General features: G+C 25.9%; 3 protein-coding genes. All 3 read right to left on the bottom strand.

What is annotated here, in order from left to right; translation table 11 throughout:
• Window positions 1-48 precede the first annotated feature (48 nt).
• The 3 genes from rsmA to pduL all read right to left on the bottom strand — a co-directional run bounded on the left by rsmA (window position 49) and on the right by pduL (window position 2,891).
• A complete protein-coding gene (rsmA, locus tag ON17_RS00475; protein WP_017191511.1) occupies window positions 49-864 on the bottom strand; it encodes a 16S rRNA (adenine(1518)-N(6)/adenine(1519)-N(6))-dimethyltransferase RsmA in 816 nt (271 codons plus the stop codon).
• Entirely contained in the window at window positions 861-2,165 is a 1,305-nt protein-coding gene (locus ON17_RS00470; RefSeq protein ID WP_017191510.1) for an HD domain-containing protein, read from the bottom strand. Before ON17_RS00470 ends, rsmA begins: the two co-directional genes overlap by 4 nt.
• Window positions 2,166-2,309: 144 nt before the next feature.
• The gene (pduL, locus tag ON17_RS00465) at window positions 2,310-2,891 is read right to left on the bottom strand and encodes a phosphate propanoyltransferase (protein ID WP_017191509.1); all 582 of its coding nucleotides are present in this window, start codon (window positions 2,889-2,891) and stop codon (window positions 2,310-2,312) included.
• Between the last annotated feature and the right edge of the window lie 63 nt (window positions 2,892-2,954).

Genomic DNA, 2,954 nt, shown 5'->3' with positions numbered 1-2,954 from the left:
TTAAGAGTTTATTATTTTATTTTTCAAATTAAAGTGAGAAATTTTTCTTTATAAAACAAAAAAATCAAAAAAAGAGGTCGCTATTTGTTGAAATTGTACAATTCCTATTTGTTCTGCTCTTATATCTAAAGAAAGTTGATTTGTTTCAAAAAAAAGCATTAATTCCTTTTTAGAAATCTTAAAATAAGAATGTAGATTATTTAATAATTTTTTTCTTTTTTGTCGGAAAGAAGCTTTAACAAAGGTAAAAAAATTCTTTTCTATAAAAGCTTTTTCTGTTGCTTCTAAAGGAATTCTTTCAAATTTTAAAACTGTACTATCTACTTTCGGTTTAGGAAAAAACATAGTATTTTTCACATCTTTAATTTTACTAATTACCATTAAAGACTGAAAAATAACACTTATAGAATTATAAGTAGTATTGTGCGGTTTAGATAAAAGACGCAAGGCTACTTCTTTTTGTACCATAATAGCGAAAGTTTTTATTTGTGGCAAAAATAAAATTTTAAATAATATAGGAGAGGTAATATTATAAGGTAAATTACCGATTAAAACAATTTCCTCTTCTTGAAAAAAAGTTTGAAAATCTTGTTCTAAATTTCTTTTTAAAAAATCATCGTAAATAATATTAATATCGAAATGAGAATCAAATTGTAAAAAAGGTTTGAAAGAAGCGTCTATTTCATAAGCCACAACTTTTTTTGCCTTGGTAACGATTAATTTAGTTAAAGCACCTTTTCCGGGGCCTATTTCCACAACATTTTGATCATCTAAGCCAGCTTTTTTCACTATATAAGTCAATAAATTAACGTCATTTAAAAAATTTTGACCGTATTGTTTTTTAATTATGTGCTTTGGTTTCATTCTTTTTTATCTGAATACTCTCTATAATAAAAAAACTTACGGTTTTCTTTTTGCATAACACCATCCATTAGACTACTAATAATGGTTGATTCTCGACTTAATGGCTGAATTTGATTATTCGATGAAGTATGGGACGAAATAAAAATTTGTTCGCCAATATTGTCGTAATCTTCTCTATAAGCATCTTGTGTAATAGAATTATCTTCAAAAGTGTAATATTCGCCATTAACGCCATAATGTTTTTTAATTTTATTTATAATTTCTTTATTCTTATCGTTATTTTCTTTATATTTCCATATGCTACGGTTTAAAAAATCTTGACATAAATTCGCTAAAATAACGTCTTTATCATCTTGTAAGCAAACAATTAAAGAATTAACGTAAAAATCATCTATTTTTAAATATGTTTCTAAACTTTTATTTAAATCTTGTTTTTGTTCTAAAAACTCTTTCAAAAGAACAATAACATAACTATCAAAAAAATAATTTTCAGAAATTAATTTTTTTATTCTAATGAAAATTTTTTCTAAAATAATTGAATAACCTTTAATTTTTGGATGATAATAAACTTGTCTATACATGTGATAACGATTAATTAAATAGTTTTCAATCGCAGAAATACCGTTTTTTCTAAAAACTATTTGATATTTTTGTTCACGTTTTTCTATATCAATAATTCTAATCAAACGATCAGTATCTATATGTCCGTAAGAAACGCCTGTAAAAAACGAATCCCTTTTTAAATAGTCTAAGCGATCAAAATCTAATTGACTTGTTAAAAGTTGTTGAATCAATTGAAATTCGTTATCTTTTTCTTTTTTAATAACCGAAGCTACATCTTTTTTAAATTCTTGATCTATGGAATCTAAAATAGCTCTTATTTCTTCATTATGAACGATCATTTGAGCAGTTTTTTCTTCATGATTGGTTTTAAAAATGCGTTCAAACATATGAGAATAAGCTCCATGACCGATATCATGCAGTAAAGAAGCGGTTAATAAAATTAATTTGTTTCTTAAAGAAAAAAATTCTTCTGATAGTTGAAATTTATGAGTTTCTAAAAACCTTCTTGACAACTCATAAACTCCTAAACTATGAGAAAAACGTGAATGTTCCGCGCCATGAAAAACTACATTAACAAAACTTAATTGTTTAATGCGTCTTAATCGTTGAAAAACTTTAGTATTAATCAACCTTTCTAAGAAAAGATAATCTAAATAAATATAACCATAAATTGGGTCTCTAAAAACTTCTGGTCTATTAAATTTTTCCGGCTCTTTAAAATTATTGTTTTTACACATTATACATATGACTCTTTCTTTTTTATCCAAAAAATGTTATTTTTGAGAAATATGGAATAAAAAATATTTTGATCATAATTATATATTTTCGATGATTGGTTAATTTTGACCAAATGACCTTATTTAAAAAAGTTATAAATCCAATTATTTCTTAATTAAAGTTACTGAATCGCCGCTTTTTAATAAAAACGCACTAGCATCGTCAGTATCTAAATGACATTCTAATCTATAATCTTTATGTACACGACACAAAACATCTTCTAAAACACCTGGTTTAATGCCATCTATTTTAACATTTACCATTTCTTTATCTACGATGCCATACTCTTTAGCTTCTTCTTCAGAAAAATGAATATGTCTGTCCGCTAAAATAACCCCTTCAGCGATATCTACTTGTCCTTTTGGACCAATTAAAATGGCTTTATCAGAATTTTTAATATCTCCAGAACTTCTTACAGGGGCTTTAAATTTATATCTTAAATTATCGCTTTGACTAATTTCCACTTGATCAACATTTCTAACTGGACCAACAACACGTACGCCTGTAATTAATTTGCCTTCAGAGCTCATAACATCGATCTTTTCTTCAGCAGCGTATTGACCCACTTGCTTTAAATTTTTAAAAATAGTTAATTGATAATTTTTGCTACCAAACAAAATATCTAATGTTTTTTGCGTTAAATGAACGTGTCTTCCAGACACGCCTACAGGTATTTTTTTGGACATGATGTTTTTTTCTCCTTAAATTTAATCAAAAATATTTTTATTTATACATTTTTATTATATAAA

This window comes from Poinsettia branch-inducing phytoplasma str. JR1, from assembly GCF_000309465.1.
Lineage (GTDB): Bacteria > Bacillota_I > Bacilli_A > Acholeplasmatales > Acholeplasmataceae > Phytoplasma > Phytoplasma pruni.
Note: the sequence above shows the minus strand (reverse complement) of the source record. Positions and strands in the feature narration are given on the sequence as shown.